We start from the raw sequence: 23798 nt of genomic DNA on the forward strand, positions 1-23798 counted from the left end.
GTCGGGTCGGGGTCGGCGGAGCGGGTCAGGTGAGGTCGCCGAACTCGCTGTCGATGAAGGCGAGCACCTCGTCGGCAGTGGCCGAGCGGAGGGCGGCGTCGCCGTCCGCGTCACCGTCCGGGGTGCCGGTCGGCGCTTCGAGGCGGTGCAGGATGCGGCGGAGCCGCTCGGTGACCTCGGCGTGGGCCGGGTCGTCGGCGGCGAGGCCCTCCGTGGTGGTCTCCAGCCGGTCGAGGTCGCCGCGCAGCCGTTCCCGCGGGCTCGGCCCGGCGGGCACCAGCCGGCGCAGCAGGTGCTCGGCGAGGGCGGTCGGGGCGGGGTGGTCGAACACGAGCGTCGCGGGCATGTCCAGGCCGGTGGCGGTCCGCAGCAGGTTGCGCAGTTCGACGCCGGTGAGGGAGTCGAACCCCTGGTCCTTGAATGCCTGGTCGGGGTCGACCTCGTCGGGGCGGGCGTGCCCGAGGACCTGCGCGGTGCTGTCCAGCACGAGGGCGAGGACACGGGCGGGCCGCTCCTCCTCGGGCAGCGCGGCGAGCAGGGTCGCGAGGTCCGCGGCGGGCGCGTCGGGGCGGCGTACGGCCGCCCGGCGCGGCACCGTGCCGAGCAGCTCGGACAGCAGGGCCGGGGCGGGCCGGTCCCGGTGCTCGGTCCGCAGCCGGGCGAGGTCGAGCGGGGCGGCCGTCACGACCGGGGCGGTGCCGGTGAGGGCGGCGTCGAACAGGGCGAGCGCCCGTTCGGTGGGCAGGGCGGCGGTGCCGGTGCGGCGCAGCCGTTCCCGGTCCCGCGCGTCCAGCGCGGCGGTCATCCCGCTGGCCTCCTCCCACAGGCCCCACGCGATGGAGACACCCGGCAGGCCCTCGGCGGCGCGCCGTTCGGCGAGGGCGTCGAGGCAGGCGTTCGCGGCGCAGTAGTTGGCCTGTCCGGCGGCGCCGAACGTGGCGGACGCGGAGGAGAACAGGACGAGGAACGACAGGTCCAGGTCCCGGGTCAGGTCGTGCAGATGGCGGGCTCCGTGCGCCTTGGCGTGCAGGACCCGTCCGACGCGGTCCGGGGTGAGGGAGGTGAGGACGCCGTCGTCCACGGTCCCGGCGCAGTGCACGACACCGGTCAGGACGTGTCCTTCGGCGGCGAGCCGGTCCAGCAGCGCCGTGACGTCCGCACGGTCGCCCACGTCGCAGGCGGCGATGTCCGTCTCGGCGCCGGCGGCGGCGAGTTCGTCCCGCAGGGCTGCCGCGCCGGGTGCGGAGGCTCCCGAGCGCGAGGTCAGCACGAGGCGCCGCACTCCGTGCCGGACGGCCAGGTGACGGGCCACGTGTGCGCCCAGGGTGCCGGTGCCGCCGGTGACGAGGACCGTGCCCCCGGCGGAGTGCCCGGCGGCGAAGGTCAGCACCGCCTTGCCGACGATCCGGGCCTGGGCGACTGCCCGGAACGCCTCGGGGGCGCGGCGGACGTCCCAGGTGGTCACGGGCGGCGCGGTGAGCACACCGTCGGCGAACAGCGCGGACAGTTCGGTGAGCATCTCCTGGATGCGGTCGGGGCCCGCGTCACCGAGGTCGAAGGCGCGGTAGCGGACGCCGGGGTGGTCGGCGGCGACCCGCCCGGGGTCGCGCGGATCGGTCTTCCCGATGTCGACGAACCGGCCTCCGCGCGGCAGCAGTGCGAGGGAGGCGTCGGTGAACTCCCCGGCCAGGCAGTTGAGGACGACGTCCATGCCGGCGCCGTCGGTGCGCGCGAGGAACCGCTCGCGGAATCCGGTGTCGCGGGAGTCCGCGATGTGCTCCGCGTCCAGTCCCGCCGCGCGCAGCGCCCCCCACTTGGGCCGGGAGGCCGTCGCGTACACCTCGGCGCCCAGGTGGCGGGCGAGCCGGACGGCGGCGGATCCCACGCCGCCGGCCCCCGCGTGCACGAGCACCCGGCTGCCGGGGCCCACGGCGCCGAGGTCGCACAGTCCGTACCAGGCGGTCAGATACGCCACGGGCGCCGCCGCGGCCTGCGCGGACGTCCAGGCCTCGGGTACGCGGGCGAGCAGCCGGTGGTCGGTGACCGCGACCGGGGCGAACGCGGCGTCCAGCATGCCCGCCACCCGGTCGCCGGGAGCGAACCCGGTGACGGCCGGGCCGGTTTCCAGCACCACTCCGGCGCCCTCGATGCCCAGGTCGGCCGCTCCGGGGTACATGTCGAGGGCGATCATCGTGTCCCGGAAGTTCACCCCGGCGGCCCGGACGGCGACGCGTACCTCGCCCGGCGCGAGCTCCCGTTCGGCGTCGGGGTGGGCCACCGGCTCCAGCCCGTCGATCGAGCCACGGCGGACCGTGTCCAACCGCCAGGGCCCGGCGGGCGTTTCCAGGGGCGCGCCGGCCTCGGCCCGGACGAGACGGCGCCCGAGGAGGCGTCCGGCGCGGACCGCGAGGTCGGGCTCGCCGGACGCCAGGAGCCGCGCGAGCGGGAGCCCGTGCGTCCCCGAGGTGTCCGCGTCGCCCGCGGAGGCCACCGGTCGGCCGGCGCGGTCGGCACCGGGGGCCGGGGTGCCGTCGACGGTGTCGATGCCGTCGATGTCCACGAGCACCAGGCGGCTGGGGTGTTCGGCCTGGGCGGCGCGCACCAGTCCGGCCACGGCGGCGTGGGCGAGGGTGTCGTCCAGCGTCTCGCCGGTCCCGGCGGTACCCGCCGGCAGACCCGGCTCCGGGACGGTGGCGGCCCGCCGGGTGACCACGACGAGGGGGACGGACGCGTACCGCTCGGCGCCCAGCCACTCCTGCACCAGCCGCAGCATCCGGGCCGTCACGGCGTCGACGTCACCGGACGGGCAGTGCGCCACCACGGCGTCGGGCAGACCTTCCAGGCGCTCGAAGTCGACGGCGCCCTCACCGGTCACCGGCAGCGGCACGGGATCGACGGGGGCCACGTCCACGGGCACGGGCAGCGGGGTCCACTCGACCCGGAACAGGGCGTCCCGGTCCGGGGCGGCGCCACCCGGCAGCCGTGCGGCGTCCGCCTCGCGCAGCACCAGGTTCTCGACGGTGACCACCGGGGCACCGTCGACGTCCACCGCCGTCAGGCTCACGGCCCCGTCGGATCCCCGGGTCACCCGCACCCGCAGGGCGTCGGCGCCGGTGGCGTGGACCCGTACGCCGCTCCAGGTGAACGGCAGCCGGGCCGGGGCACCGGGCGGCAGGTCCACGCCGAGCGCGTGCAGGGCCGCGTCGAGGAGAGCGGGGTGGACGGCGAACCGTGCGCTGCGTTCCCGGTCCTCCCCGTCCAGTTCGGCCTCGGCGTACAGCGCGCCGTCAGGGGACCGCAGTACGGTGCGCAGCCCTCGGAAGGCGGGCCCGTAGTCGAAGCCGGCGTCGATCAGCGCGGGGTAGAAGCCGTCCAGCGGGACCGGCACGGCCGACTCCGGGGGCCAGGACAGGGTGACGTCGGCGGTGGGAGCGGCGGCGGGCGAGAGGGTTCCCTCGGCGTGCCGCACCCAGACCTGGTCGCCGTCCGCGTCGGTGTCGGGGGACGCGGGCCGGGAGTGGAAGGCGACCGTGCGGCGACCGTCCGGGTCCGGTGCGCCCACGACGAGTTGGAGATCGACCGCCTCCTGCCCGGTGAGCGCCAGGGGGGTGGCGAGGGTCAGCTCGGACAGCTCCGGGCAGCCGAGCCGCTGCCCCGCCCAGCACGCCATGTCCACGTAGGCCGTGCCGGGCAGCAGGACCGTGCCCAGCACCGTGTGGTCCGCGATCCAGGGCTGCGCGGCGGACGAGATCCTCCCGGTGGCGATGACCCCCTCACCCGAGGCCTGCACGAGCCAGCTGCGCAGCAGCGGATGGTCGGCCGTGCCGAGCCCCGCGGCCCGAAGCGCACCCGTCGAAGCGAACCCGGCGTCGTCGGGCCAGTAACGGCGGTGCTGGAAGGCGTACGTCGGCAGCTCCACCCGCCGCGCGCCCGTACCCGCGAACACCGCCCGCCAGTCGACGGCCACCCCGTGCACATGTGCTTCCGCCACCGCGGACACCCACGCCGCCGCCTCGTCCCGTCCCTTGCGCAGAGCGGGAAGCGCGCGCAGATCGGGCACGGTCTCCTGGACCAGGGAGACCAGCGAACCGTCCGGACCGACCTCCAGCACCGTACCCACATCCTGGGCACGCACCGCACGTATCCCGTCGGCGAACCGGACCGTCTCCCGCACATGCCGGACCCAGTACCCCGGGGTCCGCAGCTCCTCCCCCGCCACCTCACCGGTCACGTTCGAGACCACCGGCACCGACGGCACACGGAACTCCACCCCGGCCAGCACCCCGGCGAAGTCAGCCAGCATCGGCTCCATCAACACCGAATGGAACGCATGGCTGACCGCCAGCCGCTTCACCCGCCGACCCCGGGCGGCGAACCCGTCGGCCACCCCACGCACAGCCTCCTCGGCACCGGACAACACCAGCGACGACGGCCCGTTCACCGCAGCCACCGACACCCCCTCAGGAAGGCCGGCGACCTCCGCCTCCTCCGCCTGCACCGCCCACATCGCACCACCCGACGGCAACCCCTGCATCAACCGCCCACGCGCCGCCACCACCCGACACGCATCCGACAGCGACCACACCCCCGCCACATGAGCCGCCACCAACTCCCCCAGCGAATGCCCGAGCACCACATCCGCCCGCACACCCCACGACTCCAACAACCGGAACTGCGCCACCCCCACCGCGAACAACCCGGGCTGAGCCCACCCCGTCGACTCCAACACCTCCGCAGGCCCCCCGAACACCACCTCCTTCAACGAACCCGGCAACAACCCCTCGAACGCCGCACACACCTCGTCGAAAGCAGCGGCGAACACCGGGAACGCCTCATACAGCCCACGCCCCATCCCCACCCGCTGCGCACCCTGACCCGAGAACACCACCGCCAGACCGCTTCCGGCGGCCCTCCCCCGCACGAGCGAGGGGTGGGGGCGGTCCTCGGCCAGCGCGTCGAGCGCGGCGCGGAGGGACTCCCTGTCGGTGACCGCGACGGCGGCGCGGTGGTCGAGCGCGGCACGGTGCGCGGCCAGGGTGAGGCCGGTGTCGTGGAGGTCGGGCGGGGTTCCGTCTCCGTCCAGGTGGTCGCGCAGACGGGCTGCCTGTGCCTGGAGAGCTGCCGCCCCGCGAGCCGAGAGCAGCACGGGGACGACGGGCAGCGGGCGGGCGGTGTCCGTGCCGGGCTCCGTCGGGTCGTCGCCCTGTTCGAGGATCAGGTGGGCGTTGGTCCCGCTCACTCCGAACGCGGACACACCCGCCCGGCGCGGGCGTCCCGTCTCGGGCCAGGGCCGGTTCTCCGTGAGCAGTTCCACCGCGCCGGCCGACCAGTCGACGTGCCGTGACGGTGCGTCCACGTGGAGGGTGCGCGGCAACGTCCCGTGCCGCAGCGCCAGCACCGTCTTGATGACACCCGCCACACCGGCCGCCGCCTGGGCATGACCGATGTTCGACTTCAACGACCCCAGATACAACGGCCGTTCACGACCCTGACCGTACGTCGCGAGCAACGCCTGCGCCTCGATCGGGTCACCCAACCGCGTCCCCGTCCCATGCGCCTCCACCGCGTCCACATCGGCCGGAGACACACCCGCGTTCGCCAACGCGTCCAGAATGACCCGCTGTTGGGACGGACCGTTCGGCGCCGTCAGACCGTTCGACGCACCGTCCTGGTTCACCGCCGAACCCCGCACCACCGCCAGCACCGGATGACCGTTGCGGCGCGCGTCCGACAACCGCTCCACCACCAGCACACCCACGCCCTCGCCCCAGCCGGTGCCGTCGGCGCCGTCCGCGAACGCCTTGCAGCGACCGTCGGCGGCGAGGCCGCCCTGTCGGGCGAATGCCTCGAACGCGGCGGTGGTGGCCATCACGGCGGCGCCGCCGACGAGGGCGAGGCCGCACTCGTCGTCACGCAGGGCCCGGACGGCGTTGTGGAGGGCGACGAGGGAGGACGAGCAGGCCGTGTCCACGGTGACGGCCGGGCCCTCCAGGCCCAGGGTGTAGGCGACGCGGCCGGAGAGGACGCTGCCCGCGGAGCCGGTGATGGCGTAGTCCCTGCCCTCCTCGGTGGTGAGGGCCAGGGTGGCGTAGTCGAAGTGGCCCGCTCCGACGAAGACCCCGGTGCGGCTGCCGCGCAGCGAGAGGGGGTCGATGCCGGCGCGTTCCAGGGCCTCCCAGGACGTCTCCAGCAGGAGCCGCTGCTGCGGGTCCGTCGCCAGGGCCTCGCGCGGCGAGATGCCGAAGAACGCGGCGTCGAAGCCGGCGAGGTCGTGGAGGAAGCCGCCCTCGGTGGGGAGGGCGCGGTCGTCGTCGGGAGCGGTGGGGTGCCAGCCGCGGTCGGTGGGGAAGGGTGTGACGCCGTCGCGGCCCTCGGCGACCAGCCGCCACAGGTCCTCCGGCGAGGCGACGCCGCCGGGCAGCCGGCAGGCCATGGCGACGACGGCCACGGGGTCGTCGGCCGTTGCTGCGGCGCGGGAGGAAACCGGTGCCGGTACCGGTGCCGTGGCGGGGCGGGACGTCAGCAGGGCGCGCAGTTCGGCGGCCACCGCGGCGGGGGTCGGGTGGTCGAAGGCCAGGGTGCCCGGCAGCCGGAGTCCGGTGGCGGCGGTGAGCCGGTTGCGCAGGTCCACGGCGGTGACGGAGTCGAGGCCGAGGTCGCGGAAGGGGGCGTCGGCGGCGACCTCGGCCGCGTCGGTGTGGCCGAGGGCGGCCGCGGCCGAGGAGCGGACGAGGTCCAGCAGGCGGCGGTCGCGTTCGCGGTCGGTGAGGCCCGAGAGGGCCTCCACCAGGGAGGTCGCGGCCGACGGCTGCTGGTCCGGGGCCGCTTCGCCGGCGCTGGGCGCCGCCTCGGGGAGGTCGTCGAGGAGGGTGCGGTGGCGGGAGAGGCGGTACCCGGTGGCGAAGGCCCGCCAGTCCATGTCGGTGACCGTCAGCGCGGTCTCGTCATGGGCGACGGCGTCGAGGAGCGCGCTGACGGCGGTGTCCGGGTCCATGGCCCGTACGCCGATCCGCTCGAACACGCGCTGGGTGCGGGCGTCGACCATGCCGCCGCCGGCCCAACTGCCCCAGGACACACAGGTGGCGGTGAGGCCGCGGGCGCGGCGGCGGGCGGCGAGGGCGTCGAGATGGGCGTTGGCGGCGGCGTAGGCGGCCTGGCGGGCGCCGCCCCAGACGGCCGCGCCGGAGGAGAACAGTACGAAGGCGTCGAGTTCGCGGCCGTCGAGGAGCGCGTCCAGGTGGCGGGCCCCGGTCACCTTCGCGGCGGCCGCCGCGGCGAGATCGGCGGGGGTGAGGGTGTCGAGCCGGTCGAGGGAGCTGACGCCGGCGGCGTGGACGACGGCGGTGAGGGGGTGGTCGGCGGGGATCGCGTCGAGGACGGCGGCCAGGGCGTCCCGGTCCGCGACGTCGCAGGCCGCGAGGGTCACCCGGGCGCCGAGGGCGCGCAGTTCCTCGGCGAGGTCGGCGGCGCCGGGCGCGTCGGCGCCTCGACGGCCGGTCAGGACGAGGTGGTCCGCGCCGTCGCGGGCGAGCCGCCGGGCGACGTGCCCTCCGAGGGCACCCGTGCCGCCGGTGATCAGGACGGTGCCGCGGGGCCGCTTGCGGGGGGCGGGTGCGGCGGGGCGCGGGGCGCGCAGGAGGCGGCGGACCCGGGGGCCCGAGGCGCGCAGCGCCCACTCCTGTTCGTCGCCGGGGGCGGCGAGGACGGCGGCGAGAGCGGAAGCCGTTGTGTCGTCGAGCCGGTCGGGCAGGTCGAGGAGGCCGCCCCACACACCGGGGGTCTCCAGCCCGACGACCCGGCCCAGCCCCCAGACCTGGGCCTGTTCGGGACTGACGTCGAGGGCCGGCCCGTCGGCGGGGATCGTCCCGCCGACGGGAGGCGTCCCGTCTCCGCGAGCAGTTCCGTCGGCAGGGGTCGTCCCGCCGTCGGAGGTGGTTCCGTCGACGGGGATCGTCCCGCCGACGTGGGTCGCGCTGCCGCCCGCGGAAGTCGTCCCGTCGGCGCGGGCACTCCCATCGACGGGGACCGTCCCGGCGACGGGGACCGTGCCGCCCGTGGAGGTCGGCGCGCCGACACCGGTCGTCGTTGCGCCGGGGAAGGCCGTCGACAGGGCGCGGGCCGTCCCGTCGGCCCCCGTGGCGACCGCACCCCGCGTCAGGCACCACAGCGGGCCCGTGCCGCCCGCGTCCAGCAGGGCCTGGACGGCCGTCAGGGTGGTGGCGGTGCCCACGGGCACTCCGGGCTGGTCGGGGTGGGGCCGCACGTCGGTGGCGAGCAGGGAGACGACACCGGCCGCGGAGGCGTGGCGGCGCAGCAGTGCGGCGAGTTCGTCGCGTCCGGTGGCCGTGGTGACCGTGATCCGGTCGACGCGGTCGGCGCCGTGGGCGAGCAGGGCGTCCGCCACCCAGTCGGCCGTCGGGGTGCGGCCGGGCACGAGGAGCACCCAGTCGCCGGTGGGCCGGGCGTCCTCCGGTGCGGGGACGGGCTTCCAGGTGACGCGGTAGCGGAAGCGGTCGGCGGCGGCGGAGCCGCGGGCCGCCGCCCGCCAGGCGGCGAGCGCGCGCACGGTGCCGGCGAGGGAGTCGTCGGGCCGGACGCCGAGCTGCCGGGCCACCGCCGGTGTGTCGTCCCGGGTCACGGCCTCCCACAGGGCGGTCGTCGCGGGATCGTCCGCGGCGGCCGGGGCGGGGCGGTCCAGCCAGTGCCGGGCGCGCTGGAAGGGGTACGTCGGCAGGTCGACGCGGCGGGCTCCGGTGCCGGCGAGCAGCGCCGTCCAGTCGACGGGGGCGCCGTGCGCGAACGCCTCCGCGAGTGCCTCCACGAACCGTTCGGGCCGGCCGCCGGGCCCCCGGCGCAGGGTGCCGGTCACCGTGGCGGCGGCCTCGGCGGCCTCCGCGGTGTCCTGGACGGCCGCGACGAGCACCGGGTGCGGGCTGATCTCGACGAACAGGGTGTGGCCGTCGTCGAGCGCGGCGCGGGTGGCCTCCTCGAACCGGACGGTGTGGCGCAGACTGCGGTACCAGTAGCCGGCGTCGAGGCCGGTGGTGTCCAGTCGGCCGCCGGCGAGGGAGGAGTAGTAGGCGGTACGGGCGGGGTGCGGGCGCACGGGGGCGAGGAGGCCGGTGATCCGGTCCTCGAGGGCGGCGACCTGCGGGGAGTGGGAGGCGTAGTCGACGTTGACGCGGCGGGCGCGGACGCCGTCGCGGGCGCAGTGGGCCGCCAGTTCGTCCAGGGCGGTCGCGTCGCCGGTGACGACCACCGTCGCGGGGCCGTTGACGACCCCGATGTCGAGGCGGCCGGCCCAGGGGGCGAGGCGGGCGCGTACGGCGTCGGCGGGTTCGGCGACGGAGAGCATGCCGCCGCCGGTCAGTTCGAGGAGAACGCGGGCGCGCAGGGCGACGACGCGGGCGCCGTCGTCGAGGCTGAGCGCGCCGGCGACGACCGCGGCGGCGATCTCCCCCTGGGAGTGCCCCAGGACCGCGTCGGGCCGCACCCCGCAGGAGGCCCACAGCTCGGCGAGGGACACCATGGTCGCCCACAGCACGGGCTGGACGACGTCCACACGGGTCAGCAGGTCGGCGACGTCGGGGGCGCGCAGCACCTCGGTGAGCCGCAGGTCGGTGTACGGGGCGAGGGCGGCCTCGCACGCGGCCATGCGGCGCGCGAACACCGGTGAGGCGTCGAGCAGGTCCACCGCCATGCCCGCCCACTGGGAGCCCTGGCCGGGGAAGACGAACACGGTGCGGGCCGGTCCGGGGGCCGGGTGGTGGCCGTGCACGAGCCCGTGCGGGGCGGTGTCGTCGGCGGCCCCGGCGAGCAGGCCGAGCAGTCCGTCGCGGTCCGGGGCGAGGGCGACCGCGCGGTGCTCCAGGGGGGCGCGGGTCGTCGCCAGCGTCCAGGCGACGTCGGCGGCGGACGCGTCGGTGGTGTCCTCCAGGTGCCGGCGCAGGGTGCGGGCCCGGTCCCGCAGCGCGGCGCGGGACCGCGCGGTGAGCGGCCAGGGCAGCAGGGGCGGTACGGCGAACGGGGCGGGCCCGGCCGGCTCCGGCGCGGTGGCCGCCTCCCCGTCGTCGGGGGCCTGTTCGAGGATGACGTGGGCGTTGGTGCCGCTGATGCCGAACGAGGAGACCCCGGCCCGGCGGGGCCGGCCCGACTCCGGCCACGGCCGGCTCTCCGTCAGCAGCCGTACGGTGCCGTCGGACCAGTCGACCTCGGGGGTGGGTTCCGACGCGTGCAGGGTCGGCGGCAGGGTCCCGTGCCGCATCGCCAGCAGCATCTTCACGACACCGGCGGCGCCCGCGGCGGCCTGGGTGTGGCCGATGTTGGACTTGAGGGACCCCAGCCACAGCGGCCGGTCCGCGGGGCGGTCCCGGCCGTAGACGGCGAGCAGCGCCTCCGCCTCGATGGGGTCGCCGAGGCGGGTGCCGGTGCCGTGGGCCTCCACGGCGTCGATGTCGGCGGGGGTCAGTCCGGCGTCGGCGAGGGCGGCCCGGATGACGCGTTCCTGCGCGGGTCCGCTGGGCGCGCTGAGGCCGTTGGAGGCGCCGTCCTGGTTGACCGCCGTGCCCCGGACGACCGCGAGGACCGGGTGCCCGTGGCGGCGGGCGTCGGAGAGCCGCTCCACCAGGAGGAGGACGGCGCCCTCCGACCAGCCGGTGCCGTCGGCGCCCGCGCCGAACGCCTTGCAGCGGCCGTCCGCGGCGAGGCCGCCCTGGCGTTCGAAGCTGAGGAAGGTGCCCGGGGTGGGCAGCACGCACACGCCGCCCGCGAGGGCCAGGTCGCAGTCGCCGCGCCGCAGGGCCTGGGCGGCCAGGTGCAGCGCGACCAGCGACGACGAGCAGGCGGTGTCGACGGTGACCGCGGGCCCGTCGAAGTCGAAGGTGTAGGCGATGCGGCCGGAGGCGACGCTCGCGGTGGTGCCGGTGAGGACATGGCCGCCGGTGTCGTCGGCCGCCTCGTCCAGCCGCGGCCCGTACTCCTGGGAGACCAGTCCCGCGAAGACGCCCGTACGCCGGGACGCGGGCGAGCGCGGGGCGATCCCGGCGCGTTCGAACGCCTCCCAGGCGGTCTCCAGGAGCAGCCGCTGCTGCGGGTCCATGGCCGCGGCCTCGCGTGGCGAGATGCCGAAGAAGGCGGCGTCGAAGCCCGCCACGTCCGGCAGGAAGCCGCCCGGGTAGGCCACGTCCCAGCCGCGGTCGGCGGGGACCTGCCCGATCGCGTCGTGGCCGCCGGCCACCAGCTCCCACAGCCGCTGCGGCGCGTCGGCTCCGCCGGGCAGGCGGCAGCCGACCCCGATGATCGCGAGCGGTTCGCGCGCGCTGTCCTCGACCTCGCGCAACCGCCCGCGGGTCTCGTGGAGTTCGGCCGTGACCCGCTTGAGGTACTCGACCAGCTTCTCCGCTTCCGCTTCCGCCATGTGCGTCACTCCCCGCGCTCCTGCAGGTCGGTACCGAGTTCCCGGTCGATGAAGGAGAAGATCTCGTCGACGCTCGCCGTCCGGAGCGCCGCGCGTACGCCGCCGTCCTCGGCGTTCCCGGCGCTCCCGTCGCCGGTGTCGCCCGGCCCGGCTCCGGCACCGTTGGCGGCGGTGCCCGCCCGGGGTGTGCCGTTGCCGCCCGCCGGGTGGGGTACGGAAGCAGCCGCCGTGGAGGTGGCCGCGTAGCGCTCCTCGCACCGGGCGAGCAGGTCGCGCAGGCGCCGAGCCGTGGCGTGCAGTTCGGCGGGGCCGGCCGGGATCCGGGTCAGGAGGTCCTCCAGGTGTCCGATCCCGTCGTCGAGCGAGCCCGCGGCGGGCCGGGGCGGTGGCGCGAGACGGGTGCGCAGATAGCGGGCCACGGCGGCCGGTGTGGGCTGGTTGAACAGCAGCCCGGCGGGCATGCGGTGCCCGCTCGCGGCGGTGAGCCGGTTGCGGAGTTCGACGCCCATGAGCGAGTCGAACCCCAGCTCCTTGAAGGTGCGGGCGGCGTCCACGCGGCGCCCGTCCCGGTGGCCGAGGACCGCCGCGGCGTGGCCGCGGACCTGTTCGAGGAGGGCGGCCTCCTGTTCGGGGGCGGTCAGCCCGGCGCCGACGGTGAGGCGTGCGGCCGTGCTGCCGGACTGCTCATCGCCGCCGGGACCGGTGCCGGGGGCCGCTGTGGCGGGGTCGCGCCAGGCGCTGCCGGCCAGTTCCCGGTAGAGCGGCGAGGCCGCCCCCTCGTGCGCCGTACGGCGCACGACCGGCAGGGACAGCGCCAGCGGCAGCCGCAGCGCGGGGCCCGGCCGCAGCAGGGCGGCGTCCAGGAGCGCGAGGCCCTGGTCCCGGTCGAGGGGCAGAAGTCCGGTGCGGCGCATCCGGCGCAGGTCGGTTTCGCCGAGCCCGGCGGTCATGCCCGCGGCCTGTCCGGCGGCCGGGTCCGCGCCGAGCGGGGCACCCGCCTCCGGGGCCCACGGTCCCCACGCGAGGGACACGGCGGGCAGGCCCCGGTCGCGGCGCAGGTGGGCCAGGGCGTCGAGGAAGGCGTTGCCGGCCGCGTAACTGCCCTGCCCCGCCGCGCCGTTGACGCCGGACACGGAGGAGAACAGGACGAACGCGGAGATTCGGGCGTCGGCGGTCAGTTCGTGCAGGTTCCACGCGGCGTCGATCTTGGGCCGCAGAACGCGGTCCAGGTCACCGGGCTCGATCGCCTCCACGACGGCGTCGTGCAGGACGCCCGCGGTGTGCACGACCGCTGTCAGCGGGTGGGCCTCGGGTATCCGCGCGAGCAAGGCGGCGAGCGCGTCCCGGTCCGCCGTGTCGCAGGCGGCGACCGTGACGTGGACGTCCCCCTCCCGGCGCAGGGCGGCCTCGATCCCGGCCGCCTCGGGGGCGTCGGCGCCCCGGCGGCTGACCAGCAGGAGCCGACGTGCCCCGTGACGGGCCACGAGATGCCGGGCGACGAGCCGGCCGAGGGCTCCGGTACCGCCGGTGACGAGGACGGTGCCGTTCGGGTCGAACGCGGTGCCGCTCGGGTCGGGGGCCGTGTCGCTGCGGTCCGGGTCGGTCCCGGGGGCCGTGGCCCGTACGACGCGGGGTGCGTACAGGCGGCCCGCGCGGACCGCGACCTGCGGCTCTCCACAGGCCGCTGCGGCGGTCAGCGCGGCGGCGGACGCCGGGTCGTCGTCGAGGTCCACCAGGACGAACCGGCCCGGGTGCTCGGTCTGGGCCGAGCGGAGCAGGCCCCACACGGGCGCCTCGGCGGGCTCGCACGGTCCGTCACCGGCCGCGACGGCTCGCCGTGTGACGACGACCAGCCGGGTGTCGGTGAGGCGGTCGTCGGCCAGCCAGGTCCGGGCCAGCCCGGCGGCCCGGTGCGCGGCGGCACGGGCGGCGTCGGACGCGGAGGCGCCGGGACACGGCCCCTCGGGGGGCGAGGGGGCGGCGGAGGCAGAGGCGTCGGCGGGGAAGGCGGGCGTGGCGGCGGCGCAGCGGGTGACGACCGTGTCGGGCAGCGGGGCCGGGGCGGCGAGGAGCGCGCCGAGGTCCGGATGGCGGTCGGCGTCCGGTACGGCGCCGGACGGGAGGGTGTGCGGATCGCCGATCAGGGCCCAGCGGTCCGGAGGTGTGCCGAGGGGCGGTTGGACGGGGCGCCAGGCCAGTTCGTACGGCAGGGCCTCGTCGTAGGGGTGGGCGGCCGTCGCCGTGGGCGCGGGACGGTGGAGCGGGGTGAGGGCGCCGACCGTCGTGACCGTGCGGCCGGTGGTGTCGGTGATCGTGACGGTGACCGTGTCGCCGTCCACGGGGGTGATCCGCGCCCGGAGCCGTCCGGTGGGCGTGCCCCGCACCGTGACGCCGCGGTAGGTCGCCGTGTGCCAGGGCGTGGCGCCGCCCGTCCGGGTGAGCCTCAGGGCGTGCAGCACGCCCTCCAGGAGCGCCGGGTGCAGTCCGAAGTCCTCCGCGGCGACCTGGTCGGTGTCCGGCGTGACCAGCTCGGCCCACACCTCGGTGCCCCGCCGCCACAGCGCGCGGAGTCCGGCGAGGCCAGGCCCGTACCCGACGCTCGCTGTGCGGTCGGGTCCGTCGTCGGCCGACGACGGCACGTCGACGGGCTCGGCTCCGGCCGGCGGCCACTCCCGCGCCTCCTCGGACGGGCGCGCTTCCCGCGCCGGGCGCTCCGGCTCGTCCTCAAGGGCGTGTCCCGCGCCTGGGGCGGTGGTCAGGGTGCCTTCGGCGTGCCGGATCCAGCCGGTGTCGCCGTCGTGGGGGCGGGCGTGCACGGTCACGGAACGGTGGCCGTGCACGCCGTCCTCCGGGCCGACCGTGACCTGGAGGTCGAGGGCGCCGCGCAGGGGCGGTACCAGCGGTGTCACGGGCAGCAGGTGCTCGACGTGGCCCGCGCCGGTCTCGCGGGCGGCGAGGACCGCGAGATCCAGCAGGACCGTGTCGGGGACGGACACCCTGCCGTGGACGGTACGGTCCGCCGGCCAGGGCCGGACGGTGGTGTCGACGCGTCCGGTCAGCAGGGTGTGCCCGGAGTCGGCGAGGGTGACGGCCGAGGTGAGCAGCGGATGGTCGAGCGGGGTGGCGCCGGGCACGGCGGTGGTGCGGGCCGGGGCGGGGGCCACCCAGTAGCGGCGGCGCTGGAAGGCGTAGGTCGGCAGGGTGTCGGGGCCGGCGGGCGGGTGTCCCGCGAAGACCGTGCCCCAGTCGGGGCTGTGGCCCGTCACGTGCAGGCGCGCGACGGCGGCCACCGCGCTCGGCGCCTCCGGCCGGTCCCGGCGCAGCAGCGGCACGACGAGTGCGGGGGCGGGCGCGCCGGCCTCCTCCGTCAGGGTCTCCCGGACCATCGCGCTGAGCACGCCGTCCGGCCCCAACTCGACGTAACGGGTGGCTCCCAGGTCCCTCAGCCGCAGGACGGCGGCATGGAAGCGGACCGTCTCACGGACGTGACGGACCCAGTGGTCCGGTGAGCACAGGTCGTCGGCCGTAGCCGTCCCGCCCGTCCGGTCGTCGACGACCGGGAGGACCGGCGGGTGGTAGGCGACCGAGCGGGCGACCTCCGCGAAGGCGGCGAGCATCGGGTCCATGTGGGGCGAGTGGAAGGCGTGGGAGACGCGCAGCATCCGGGTGCGGCGGCCTCGCCGCTCCCAGTGTCGTGCCGTACGCGTCACGGCCTCCGTGTCACCGGAGATCACCACGGCGGCGGGGCCGTTGACGGCGGCGAGGCCGATCTCGTGCTCCCGGCCGGCGAGTTCCGGCAGGATCTCCTCCTCGGTGGCCTCCACGGCCGCCATCGCACCGGTCGCGGGCAGGTCCTGCATCAGGCGGCCCCGTGCAGCGACGAGACGGCAGGCGTCCGGCAGGGAGAAGACCCCGGCGACATGTGCCGCCGCGAGCGCGCCGACGGAGTGCCCGAGCAGGTGGTCGGGGACGAAGCCCCAGTGGTCCAGTTGGCGGTGGAGCGCCACTTCCAGCGCGAACAGGGCGGGTTGGGCGTACTCGGTGCGGTCGAGCAGACCCGTGCCGTCGGCCAGTACCTTCGCGAGGGGCTGCGCGAGGTGCGGGTCGAGGTGCGCGGCCACCTCGTCCAGCGCATCCCGGAACACGGGCTGTGCGGCGGCCAGTTCCAGGCCCATGCCGGGCCGTTGGCTGCCCTGGCCGGTGAAGAGGAACACGGTCCGGCCCTCGGCGGCGGTCGCGTGGAACGCCGTGGCCGTCCCGGCGCCGGAGGCGAGGGCGTCGAGTCCGGCCAGTGCCTCGGCGCGGTCGGCGGCGACGACGGCGGCCCGGTGCGGGAGCGCGGCACGGGTGACCGCGAGCGCGTGCCCGACGCGGGCGAGCCCACCGGGTTCCCCGAACACGCCCTCCCCGTCCGGCGACGCGGCCAGCCGCGCCCGCACCCGCGCGGCCTGCGCCGCGAGCGCCTCCCCGGTCGCGGCCGACACCACGAGGGGCACGGGCGATACGGGGGGTACGGGAGATGGAGGGAGTACGGGAGACAGGGGTGGTTCTATGGGTACGGGGACGCCGACCGCCTCGTTGTCGGGGGTCTCCGCGACGGGGGCCTCCTCCAGGACGACGTGGGCGTTGGTGCCGCTGATCCCGAACGACGACACCCCGGCCCGGCGGGGACGGCCGGTCTCCGGCCAGGCCCGTGCCTCCGTCAGCAGCTCCACCGAGCCCGCCGACCAGTCGACCTCGGGTGTCGGCTCGTCCACATGGAGGGTGCGCGGCAACGTCCCGTGCCGCAGCGCCAGCACCGTCTTGATGACACCCGCCACACCGGCCGCCGCCTGGGCATGACCGATGTTCGACTTCAACGACCCCAGATACAAAGGCCGTTCACGACCCTGACCGTAGGTGGCGAGGAGGGCGTGCGCCTCGATGGGGTCGCCGAGCCGGGTTCCCGTGCCGTGGGCCTCGACGGCGTCCACGTCCGATGCCGACAGCCCGGCGCGGGCCAGCGCGTCGCGGATCACGCCCTGCTGGGCGGGGCCGTTGGGGGCGGTGAGGCCGTTGGAGGCGCCGTCCTGGTTGATGGCGGAGCCGCGCAGCACGGCGAGGACCGTACGGCCCTCGCGGCGGGCGTCGGAGAGCCGTTCGAGGACGAGAACGCCCACGCCCTCGGACCAGCCGGTGCCGTCGGCCCCGGCGGCGAACGCCTTGCACCTGCCGTCGCCCGCCAGCCCGCCCTGCCGGGCGAACTCCTCGAACAGACCGGGGGTGGCCATCACCGCCACACCGGCGGCGAGCGCCGTCGCGCACTCCCCACGACGCAGGGACTCGGCGGCCAGGTGCAGCGCGACCAGCGACGACGAGCAGGCGGTGTCCACGGTGACTGCGGGGCCCTCGCAGCCGAAGACGTACGCCAGACGGCCGGACAGGACCCCGGCGGTGTTCCCGGTGAGCAGATGGCCGCGCAGGTCGTCGGGGGCCTCGTGGAGCCGGGGCCCGTACTCCTGGGACATGGCGCCGACGTAGACACCGGTCCTGGTGGACCGCAGGGACGAGGGGGAGACACCGGCGCGTTCGAGGGCCTCCCAGGCCGTCTCCAGGAGCAGCCGCTGCTGGGGGTCCATCGCCAGCGCCTCACGCGGCGCGATGCCGAACAGGTCGGCGTCGAAGTCGGCGGCGTCGGCGAGGAAACCGCCCCGGTGGACGCCGTCGCCCCAGCCGCGGTCGGCGGGTGGCGCGGAGATCGCGTCGACCCCGTCCAGGACGGCCTGCCACAGCCCCTCGGGGTCGCTGATGCCGCCGGGCAGCCGGCAGGCCATGCCGACGATCGCGACGGGCTCGTCGGCGGGGACGGGAACGCCGGGGGTGGACCGGGCCGTGGCCGTGCCGTCCTCGGCGAGCCGGCGCGCGACCTCCGTGGGCGTGGGGTGGTCGAACAGCAGGGTGGTGGGCAGCCGCCTGCCCGTCACGGCGCCCAGGCGGTTGCGCAGTTCGAGGGCCAGGTGGGAGTCGAAGCCCAGGTCCTTGAAGGTGAGTTCGGGGGCGACGTCCGCCGCCGACCGGTGCCCGAGGACCAGGGCCGCCTCGGCCCGCACGAGGTCGAGCAGGTCACGCGGGTCGCTCGGGACGCGCGGGACCGGCCGGTCACTCGGGACCGACGGGTTACTCGGGACCGACGGGTGCTCCGACACGTCGCCCTCGCCCCGCCCGCTCCGCCCGTCGCCCCGCTCGTCCGGCCCGTCGTCCGGAGCCAGCCAGTGCCGGGAGCGCTGGAAGGGGTACGTGGGCAGGTCGAGACGGGGAGCGGGCCGGTGTCCGGCGAAGGCGGGGGCCCAGTCGACGTCCGTGCCGGCGACGAACGCCTGGGCCAGGGAGGCGGTGATCTGCTCGGGGCCGCCGTGGTTGCGGCGCAGGGTGGGGACGACCACCGGCGCGGTACCGGTCTCCTCCGCGATCTCCTCCACGGTCGCGGCGACGGCCGTGGTGAGGACCGGGTGCGGGCTGATCTCGATGAAGGTGTGGTGGCCGGCCCGCGCCAGCGCGCGGACGGCGGGGGCGAAGGCCACCGGCTCACGCAGGTTGCGGTACCAGTAGGTGCCGTCCTGGCGTGGTCCGTCCTCCCCGAGCACGATCCGGCCCGGCTCGACGGTGGAGTACAGCGGGACCCGGCCCGGCAGCGGGCTGACGTCGGCGAGCGCGTCGAGGAGCTCGGCGCGGACGTCCTCGACGTGGGAGGAGTGGGAGGCGTAGTCGACGGCGACCCGGCGGGCGCGGACGTCGTCGGCGGCGCACGAGGCGAGCAGTTCCTCCAGCGCGTCGGGGGCACCGGACACCACCACCGCGTGGGGGCCGTTGACGGCGGCGATCTCGACACGTCCGCCGAGAGCCGCGAGCCGGTCCCGGACGCGGCCCTCCGACTCGGGTACGGCGACCATGCCGCCCCGGCCCGACAGCCGGCGCGCGATCAGCTCGGCCCGGCGTACGGCGATCCGCGCGCCGTCCCGCAGGGAGAGGACACCCGCGACACAGGCCGCGGCGACCTCGCCCTGGGAGTGCCCGACGACCGCGGCGGGCTCGACGCCGTGGGCGCGCCAGACCTCGGAGAGGCTGACCATGACGGCCCACAGGACGGGTTGCAGCACGTCGACCCGGTCGAGCCCCGGTGCGCCCGGGGCCGCGCGGAGGACGCCGGTCGGCGACCAGTCGACGCAGGCCGTGAGTGCCTCCTCGCAGCGGGCCCAGGCGGCGGCGAACTCGGCTGAGCTGTCGAGGAGTTCGGCGGCCATGCCGGCCCACTGGGAGCCCTGGCCGGGGAAGACGAAGACGGGGCCCGGCCCCGCGGGCGGCAGGGGGCCCGGGTGGGTGACCAGGTCGGGGGCGCGTTCGCCGGAGGCGAGCGCGGTGAGGCCGCGCGTCCCGGCCGGGCCGTCGGCGGCGAGCACCACCGCGCGGTGCGGGAACAGGGTGCGGGTGGTCAGCAGGGCGTGGCCGATGTCGGCGGGCGGCGCGTCCGGAGCGGCGTCCAGCAGGGCCCGCGCCTGATCGGCGAGGGCCGCGGGCGTCCGGGCGGAGAGCACCCACGGAACGGCCGTGCCCCCGTGGTCGTCGGTGTCCGGTGCGGAGCCCGGTCCCGCGTCCCGAGCGTCCCGCAGGGGGTGGTCGCCCTCCCCCGTGCCTGAGCCCTCCTCTCCCTCCCAACTCGACAGGATCACATGGCAGTTGGTGCCGCCGAGCCCGAAGGAGCTGACGCCGGCGACGCGTGGCCCCCCGGTGTCGGGCCAGGGCTCGGTGGCGCGCTGCACGGTCAGACCGAGATCGTGCAGGGGGATCCGGGGGTGGGGCGTGTCGTGGTGCAGGGTGGGGACGAGGCGGGCGTCACGCAGGCACAGCACCGTCTTGAGGAGCCCGGCGATACCCGCCGCGCCCTCCAGGTGCCCGATGTTGGTCTTGACTGACCCGACGCGCAGCGGCCGGCCGGCGGGGCGGAACGCGCCCAGTGCGCGGCCGAGCGCGGCGGCCTCGGCGGGGTCGCCCTCGGGGGTTCCGGTGCCGTGGAGTTCGACGTACTGGACGTCTCCCGGCTCGGTGCCAGCACGCTCGCAGGCGAGGGTGAGCACCTCGCGCTGCGCCTCGGGGTCGGGGACGGTCAGGGCGCTGCCGCCGCCGTCGTTGTTGACGGCGCTGCCGCGGATCAGACAGTGCACGCGGTCGCCGTCGGCGAGGGCCCGGGACAGGGGTTTGAGGACGACGAGGCCGCCGCCCTCGCCACGGACGTAGCCGTTGGCGCGGGCGTCGAAGGTGTGGCAGCGGCCGTCCGGCGAGAGCGCGCCGAGCCGGGCGACGGCGAGGGTGCTCTCGGGGGCCAGGATGAGGTTGACACCGCCCGCGAGGGCGAGGGTGCACTCGCCGCGGCGCAGGCTCTCCACGGCCAGGTGGACGGCGACGAGGGAGGAGGACTGGCCGGTGTCGACGGTCAGGCTGGGTCCACGCAGGCCGAGGGTGTAGGAGACGCGGTTGGCGAGGAGGGAGCGCTGCACCCCGGTGAAGGTGTGCGGGGTGAGGGCGGCGGGGCCGTGCCGTCGCACGAGATGGGCGTAGTCGTCGGCGAGGGCGCCGACGAAGACCCCGGTGCGGGTGCCGTGCAGCCCGGCGGGGACGGTGCCCGTGTGTTCGAGGGCTTCCCAGCCGAGTTCCAGCAGCAGGCGCTGCTGGGGGTCCATCACGGCCGCCTCGCGCGGGGAGATCCCGAAGAACGCGGCGTCGAACGTGTCGACGTGGTCGAGGAATCCGCCGCGCGGGCGGGTCCCCGGCCTGTCGGGGACGGCGGCGCGGCGTGCGTCGGGGACCTCCGCGACGGCGTCACCGCCGTCGGCGAGCAGGGCCGCGAACTGGGCCGGGCTGCCGGCTCCGGGCAGTCGGCACGCCATGCCGACCACGGCGATCGCCTCGGACGCGGCCGTCATCCGCTTCCCTCCCTGTGTTCCAGACGTTCCGTCGCACGGCGTGTGCCGTGGGCTGAGCGGTTCGGGTGCGGTCAGATCCGGTGGAAGTGGAGGATGTCGCCGGGGACCAGGTCGTCGCCGACGACGATGAAGCCGTGCTTGACGAGGTGGTCGGCGTCGACGATCTCGAAGTCCTCCACGAACGCGTGGTGGGTGCCGAAGACCGCGCTGTCCCCCCGGAGCCTGAAGTGGCCGTCGACCCAGCCGGGGCCGGTGAACGTGCCGTGGTGGCCCCAGTCGTCGTAGTAGAAGCTGACGAAGGACTTGTCGACGTCGCTCCAGCCGATGAGCCAGGTGGCGACGATGCCGGGCACCGGGATCCGCTGGGTCAGTTCGTAGAACCGGCCGTCGGCCAGGGGGCGGGTGGAGCAGGTCGCCTCACCGGTGGTGACCTCGTCCGTGGTGAGGTTGGTGTATTCGATGCGGAAATCACCCAGGAGGAAATCCAGTTGCCGCATTTCCGGCGCGATGTCGTTACGGCTGGGCAGAACGACTGCACCGCTCTCGACGGGAACGGAATCCCGCGACGTGTCGTCCGCGGACTGAATGGGCTGCGCACTCATGGCAACTCCGTTGGCTGGGGACACCGTTGATACGGAAGGGAATTTATGGACCCGGGATTGCCGCGCACAAGCCCGGACGGATCTGTTAGGGGGGTCGCGGGACGTGATCGGGGGCGGGTCGCGCGGGAGCTAGGGGTGTCCGGCATCTGTTGAGGTCATTAGGCTCCCGGGGCGGAGCCGGCCACCGTCCGGTTCCTTCACCGAGGAGCGAGGCGATGACCACCGATCAGCAGTCCCCGTTGCCGGAAACCCAGGACGATTTCCCGTCCCTGCTTGCCTGGCTGACGCAGAGCCGCCAGCAGAATCCCGTTGTTCCCGATGCGTTTCCCGGGCTTTGGCATGTCTTTCGGTACGCCGATGTGTCCCGGGTGCTGTCCGACACGGCCACCTATTCCAGCGACATGTCCGCCGTGATTCCCTCCCATCCGGACACCGACTGGATGGCGAAGGGGAACGTGGTCGGAATGGACCCGCCGATGCACGGCAGGCTGCGTTCACTGGTCAGCAAGGCGTTCACTCCTCGGCTGGTGGCCGGCCTGGAGCCGCGGATCACCGAGCTGGCCTCCGGGCTGCTGGACGCGGTCGCCGACCGTGACCGGTTCGACCTGGTCGAGGCCGTCACCCATCCGCTGCCGGTGTTCGTGATCGCCGAACTGCTCGGCGTTCCGCTGGAGGACCAGCCCCTGTTCGAGAAGTGGGGGCTGGACTTCATCCTCGCCAACGGCGGCGGTGAGAGCGCCCTGCCGAGCGAGGAGAACATCGCCGCCTTCGTGCGGACGGCCGTGGAGATGCGGACGTACATGCTGGATCAGATCGCCCTGCGGCGGACGGCGCCGAGGGACGATCTGATCACCCAGCTGGTCCTGGCCAGGACCGACGAGGGGCAGCTCGACGACGACGAGATCGTCGGCTTCGTCGGCACGCTGCTGCTCGCCGGTCACATCACGACGACGGCGGTGCTCGGCAGCACCGTGCTGTGCCTGGACGAGAACCCCGAGGCGTTCGCGGAGGTGCGCCGGGACCGCTCCCTGGTGCCGGCCGCGGTGGAGGAGTCGGTGCGGCTGCGCCCGGCCTTCTCCCGACTGGTCCGTATGACGACCCGGGAGTCGGAGCTGGCCGGTGTGACGATCCCCGCCGGCCAGGTGCTGACGCTGTGGACGGTGTCCGCCAACCGGGACCCCGAGCGGTTCACCTCCCCCGACGCCTTCGAGCTGCGCCGGGACCAGGGCCGCCACCTCGGGTTCGGTCAGGGCGTCCACTTCTGCATGGGCGCCCCGCTGGCCCGGCTGGAGGCACGGATCGTGCTCAACCTGCTGATGGACCGGTTCCCCGGGCTGAGGGTCGCCGGGGACGCGGACGCGGTGGCCCACCACCACCCGAAGAACGTGGTCGGTCCGCGCCGGCTGACGGTCGAGGTCACCGGCTGAGGCGCAGCGCCGGGTTCGGCAGCGGGCCTGTACCTCCCTGCGGGGGAAGGTACAGGCCCGCTGCCGTGCGGGGGCCCGTCCGGCTCGGCGGCAGCGGACGGGCCCCCGCGGGCGTCACCAGGTGACCGGCATCCGCTCCACCTCGGGGTGCCAGCCGGGCCGGTCGTAGAACTCCTCGACGGGCAGCGTCGGTTTGAGGCCCGGCAGGCGGCGGAAGAGGGTGCCGTAGGCGACCTCCAGGCCGATCCGGGTGAGGTTGGCGCCGAGGCAGTGGTGGATGCCGGTACCGAAGGCCAGATGGCCGCGGCCCGCCCGGCGGACGTCGAGCCGGTCGGGCTCGGGGTAGTCGGCGGGGTCGCGGTTGGCGGCGCCGTTGGCGACGACGACGCCCTCGCCGGCGCGGATGAGCCGCCCGCCCACCTCCACGTCCTCCAGGGCTACCCGCGGCATCAGGTCCAGGGGGCTGATCAGCCGCATCATCTCGTCGACGGCGCCGGGGACGAGGGCGGGGTCGTCACGCAGCAGGTCGACCTGGTCGGGGTTGTCCAGGAGGAGGCCCACGCCCGCGGTGAGCATGGCCTGGACCGGTGACTGGCCGGCGATGAAGATCAGGAAGCAGAGGTTGGCGAGTTCGGTCCTGCTGATCGTGCCGGTCTTCACGTGCTTCTCGATGACGCGGCTGGTGGGGTCGTCGCCGGGGTTCTCCTGCTTGTTGTCGATGAAGCGCAGGAAGTACTGCTGGAGGGCGATCATGCGGGTCGCGACCTCGTCGCCGACCTGCGCGGTGTCGACGGCGGAGGTCGCCTGCCGCCGCACCTCCCGCTGGTCCAGCAGCCACGCCTGCATGTCGGCGTACTCCATGCCGAGCGCCCAGCAGGTGATGGTGCCCGAGAACGGCTCGGCGAACGCGGTGACGAGGTCCGCCTCGTTCCCGCCGGCCAGCATGGCGTCGATCAGTTCGTCCGCCTTGCGCTGCATGGCGGGGCGCAGCTGTTCGGCACGGCGCAGCGTGAACTCGCTGACGACGGCCCTGCGTTGGACGGTGTGCTGCGGCGGGTCCATGGTGAACAGCATCGGGAAGGCGCGGGACCCCTCGAACGCCTCGGCGTACATGGGGTATCCGGGGTTGGTGATGTCGGAGCTGAAGCGGGCGTCGTTGAGGACGGCGCGGGCCTGGTCGTGACGGGTGACGAGCCAGACGCGCCGTCCGTTGTAGAGCCGTCCCGGTGCGGGTCCCCCGGTGGCGCGCAGGGCGGGGTACTCCGCGGGCGGCGCGTAGGGGCAGGTTCTCAGCAGGGGGAAGTCGAACTCCGCGGTGGGGGTGGCTTCGGGCACGGCAGCGTTCCTTCGGTGGGAGGGGGCGGGACGGAGAAGGGGGAAGGACGGCGTTCGCGTC

The 23798-nt window shown here is 75.7% G+C and carries 5 protein-coding genes; 1 reads left to right on the forward strand and 4 read right to left on the reverse strand.

Annotation, left to right across the window (positions count from 1 at the left end; translation table 11 throughout):
* Positions 1–25 precede the first annotated feature (25 nt).
* The 3 genes from GSY65_RS33520 to GSY65_RS02645 form a co-directional block, all read right to left on the reverse strand.
* On the reverse strand, positions 26–11416 hold the full coding sequence (locus GSY65_RS33520; RefSeq protein ID WP_236579675.1) for a type I polyketide synthase: 11391 nt from the start codon (positions 11414–11416) through the stop codon (positions 26–28).
* A gap of 5 nt (positions 11417–11421) precedes the next feature.
* On the reverse strand, positions 11422–20373 hold the full coding sequence (locus tag GSY65_RS33530) for a type I polyketide synthase (RefSeq protein ID WP_328707479.1): 8952 nt from the start codon (positions 20371–20373) through the stop codon (positions 11422–11424).
* A gap of 71 nt (positions 20374–20444) precedes the next feature.
* Positions 20445–20870 carry an NlmOI gene (locus tag GSY65_RS02645; RefSeq protein ID WP_159765747.1) on the reverse strand — a complete coding sequence of 142 codons (426 nt, stop codon included), beginning with the start codon at positions 20868–20870 and terminating at the stop codon, positions 20445–20447.
* 506 nt (positions 20871–21376) lie between these two features.
* Between GSY65_RS02645 and GSY65_RS02650 the strand changes: the two genes are divergently transcribed.
* Positions 21377–22402 (forward strand): cytochrome P450, encoded by a 1026-nt coding sequence (locus GSY65_RS02650; RefSeq protein ID WP_236579676.1) that lies wholly within the window; start codon positions 21377–21379, stop codon positions 22400–22402.
* A 114-nt stretch (positions 22403–22516) separates the two neighbouring features.
* On the opposite strand, the gene GSY65_RS02655 is transcribed toward GSY65_RS02650, so the two are convergent.
* Positions 22517–23737, reverse strand: coding sequence for a cytochrome P450 (locus GSY65_RS02655; protein ID WP_159765749.1), 1221 nt, complete (start codon positions 23735–23737; stop codon positions 22517–22519).
* Positions 23738–23798 lie beyond the last annotated feature (61 nt).

The organism is Streptomyces sp. HM190 (assembly GCF_009857135.1).
Classification (GTDB): Bacteria; Actinomycetota; Actinomycetes; order Streptomycetales; family Streptomycetaceae; genus Streptomyces; species Streptomyces heilongjiangensis.